The 3,519-nt window shown below is 38.6% G+C and carries 3 protein-coding genes; 2 read left to right on the top strand and 1 reads right to left on the bottom strand.

Annotated elements, in window-relative coordinates:
- Positions 1 to 169 precede the first annotated feature (169 nt).
- Complete coding sequence (locus BVH04_RS24840) at positions 170 to 754, top strand: hypothetical protein (RefSeq protein ID WP_140160671.1); 585 nt, start codon at positions 170 to 172, stop codon at positions 752 to 754.
- A gap of 95 nt (positions 755 to 849) precedes the next feature.
- Here BVH04_RS24840 and ltrA read toward each other — a convergent pair whose 3' ends face one another.
- Positions 850 to 2,133, bottom strand: a complete 1,284-nt coding sequence (gene ltrA, locus BVH04_RS24845; RefSeq protein WP_240511062.1) for a group II intron reverse transcriptase/maturase — start codon at positions 2,131 to 2,133, stop codon at positions 850 to 852.
- A gap of 550 nt (positions 2,134 to 2,683) precedes the next feature.
- Between ltrA and BVH04_RS24850 the strand changes: the two genes are divergently transcribed.
- A complete protein-coding gene (locus tag BVH04_RS24850; RefSeq protein ID WP_086544157.1) occupies positions 2,684 to 3,502 on the top strand; it encodes a hypothetical protein in 819 nt (272 codons plus the stop codon).
- Positions 3,503 to 3,519: the final 17 nt, after the last annotated feature.

Raw genomic sequence — 3,519 nt, forward strand, 5'->3', positions numbered from 1 at the left:
CCGTGTATAGACCATTGCTGGGTCTGTGCTTTTTTGGAATATTATAGCAATCCTCAAAAGTTTGTCTATATTTGGATAGGTTCGTGTGTGAGACACGCAACGGTCCATACACATCAACGTTGGCAGTAATTAAAAACCAAAATAAAACCAGAAAATAATATAGAAAAATATGAATAAATTAATAGTTACAACACTTTTGCTTTTTTTATCAATTGTTGTGAATTCTCAAAATGTTGAAAATTATCTTGAAACGGAAAAAACAATAAAATTCGACAATCAGAATTATAATTTAGTATGGAGTTCGCACCCAAATGAAGTTTATTATAAACAAGAATATTTAACAAAAGAGCAAACTCTTGAGAAATTCAAATCAATGGTTACAATTGACTTTCTAAAAGGAGAGTTTAAAGTAAAAGATTTAGTAAATCAAAAAATTCAAGAACTTGAAAAAGCGAAAGAAACTAATCCAATAATAAATTTTACAGTTTTAGAAAAAGACGGAGAAACAATAATTGACTTTATAATGAGTGTAAGTTCTGAAGACGGAAAAAAATTGTTGGTTGTAGAGAGAAATATTTATAGATATACAAATATAGAAACTGAAAAAACGAAAGGATTATTGCTTTTTTCTGTAAGCAAAAGAGCTTATGAAAATGAAATATCGGAATTTTTTGAAAATCTGAAAAAAAATAAGAATAGTCTAATAATGAAAGTTGGAAATTTTGAGATTCCGAAGATAAATCCGAAAAAATAAATAACTACTGCCAATCGAGTAGACGGCCTCGCCAGTTGTAACTGACGAGGTGCGCCTCTCACACCACCGTACGTACGGGTCTCGTATACGGCGGTTCACTGGATTGTAGGTTGCGTTTTGAGGTAGTAGGAAAGCATTGACTCATACCCTTTTCTTCTTAGGCGTGACAGAGTGATAGTAGTAATCAGAATTGGACTCTGAGCTACTGCCCATCCACCTTTTCTAGTTCTACTCCATGCATACGCATGATCTTGATCCACTCCCAATCTGATCAGGTTTTTACGTTTCCGCTCAGGCTTCTTCCAGTCATGCCAAATACAGTATCTAAGTCGGTTTCTAAGCCATTCATCGATTGATTTCAGTTTCGCTGTAATACTGGCGAGACGATAATTGGTTACCCATCCACGCCAGACTTCAGCCAACTTTTTCAACCGTTCCTCGAAGCTGTAAGGTTTGGTTTTCTTGGTGAGCTGCTTGAGCTTTCGTTTAAGTGATTCCCAACTGTTCTTTTTGACCACCAACTGGTATTTTCCTTTCACCCCTTTCTGGTATGTCGGAACAAATGCATGTCCCAACATTTCGAAGTTAGAGGGTCTGCGGATGCCACTTTTCTCTTTGTTTATAGGCAGTCTGAGCCTGTCTTTTAGAAAAAGATAAATCTCGTTACCCACTTTTCTAGCCTCCTTCTTTGACTTGGTGTAGATGCTGAAGTCATCAGCATATCGGACATACTTAAGGTTTCTCCTTTCCAGTTCCTTGTCCAATAAATCCAGAAGGATGTTGGACAGAAGCGGGCTGATAGGAGATCCCTGTGGTACACCTTTCCTACGCCTGTGCAGTTTTCCGTTGGTCTGGATGGGTGCACGTAGCCACTTTCTGATGAGACGGAGAGTTGTCGGACATTTTTCCCGTTGGTAGATCAATTGGAGAAGCGTCGAGTGGTCAACTTCGTCGAAGAATCCTTTCAGGTCAATGTCCACAATGTCCTGATAGCCATCATTGATGTTTTTCAGAGCCTGTGTAACTGCCTTGTGGATATTCTTTTCGGGACGGAAGCCGTAGCTGTGTTCCTCGAACGTGAGTTCGTACTTGGTCATCAGCACTTGGCTTACTGCCTGTTGAAGCCACCTGTCTACTACTGTGGGAACACCTAATAATCTGGTCTTTCCGTTACTCTTGGGAATTTCCACTCCCTTGATAGGTTTTGATACATACGTATGGTTAAGAATGGATGTGGCAATCCTGTCCCTGTTGCCTTCCAAGTAGGAAAGTAATTCAGTCACATTCATGCCGTCCACCCCTGCCGAACCCTTGTTCTGCACCACCTGTCGGTAGGCTTTATAAAGGTTCTTACGGTTGAGTACTTTTTCTATCATCATTTACTTGTTAACCCTGTCCGTTTAAGATAAGGCTGTACCAAAACAGTACTCCCTATCGAATTTGGACGTAATCCAATGTTCAGTCCTTCACTACTTTTGTGAGACCTCCATAGTTCTTATGGCTCGTTGCTCATAGCTACTATGACCTCTGCTGACTTCTCTTGGATGTTCTCGACATCTAGAGATCTCCCTCGGTAAGATGAATATCCTTGTGCCTATCGCTGCTCTATCTACTATTTTGGCTCATCTCTGTAAATCAGAGCTTAGGACTTCGGCATGATGTGCTACCTCATCCAGCCTCATAGCCTCAGTATAGAGTTCCTGTTCGTCAGTACAGACACCGCAGTCTGGCTTACTTCAGTGCATACCTCGCGGTAAACCACCTTGCCACTTGCTTGGCTTCGGGTAACGACTCCCGCGCTTAAGGGACTTTCACCCGTTGGAACGACCATCTTTTTGGTCTATATTCACCATTCAAGGCACACACACGGTATATAAAAAATAGCGGGTTAAGTGCTTAATTTGAAGTTTTGGCATATTAATAAAATTTGTGATTAACCGAAAGTGTTGGCATTTTAAGCCGCTACTTTTCATATACCCAACCGTTATAGCCAATGATAGGACGACCAAAAACAACAAAGAAAAAGTGAACTTGTTAGACAAAATAAAAGCGTTGACAACTAAGCAGGACAAATCACCTGAACTGAAAAAGGGGGAGATTAAACATATTCTCATTCAGACAGCAAGTGAAATTTTGCCTGACTTTGAGTTCTTGGCATATAAGAATAGTTGCTACACTTTTCAAAGACTTAGACAGGTAAACAATTTGACCATTTATGAACTTCTTCACATAATTTTTACGCTTAAAGACAAAAACTTTGCTTGCTCAATAGCTTCAAGATTAAATCCAGAATACATTTTTTCAAATCACTACAACATTGGACTTTTAAATCCACATCAGGACTTAAAAGTGTTAAAACATAATTCTGGTGGGTTAAATATTCAAGACGCTTACTATTTTCACAACGGACAAGTTGAAACAACAACAAACACCGTTGAACAATTTTTTGGAGACTTTAAAAAATACGGACTTCCATTCCTTGACAAACAACTTGAAAAATTAAAATCAAATTCAATTATCAAATGTGGGTTTGATTACATTGACGACTTGCAGACCGACAAGGAAAATCTAAAAAAGGAAATTACAGAAGAACTCAATAAAGGCGGACTTTTACTTTCGAGCATAAAACAACCAATTTATATTGACCTTAAAGAAAAATTGCAATTAGTAAGTGGCCAAAGTAAAGAAGAGCGACAAAAAATACAGAAGACAGCACACGAATTATTAGAACTATATTGGACGAGATGAAAAGAACAACTGGCTAT

It is taken from the genome of Algoriphagus antarcticus (assembly GCF_002150685.1).
GTDB classification, from domain to species: domain Bacteria; phylum Bacteroidota; class Bacteroidia; order Cytophagales; family Cyclobacteriaceae; genus Algoriphagus; species Algoriphagus antarcticus.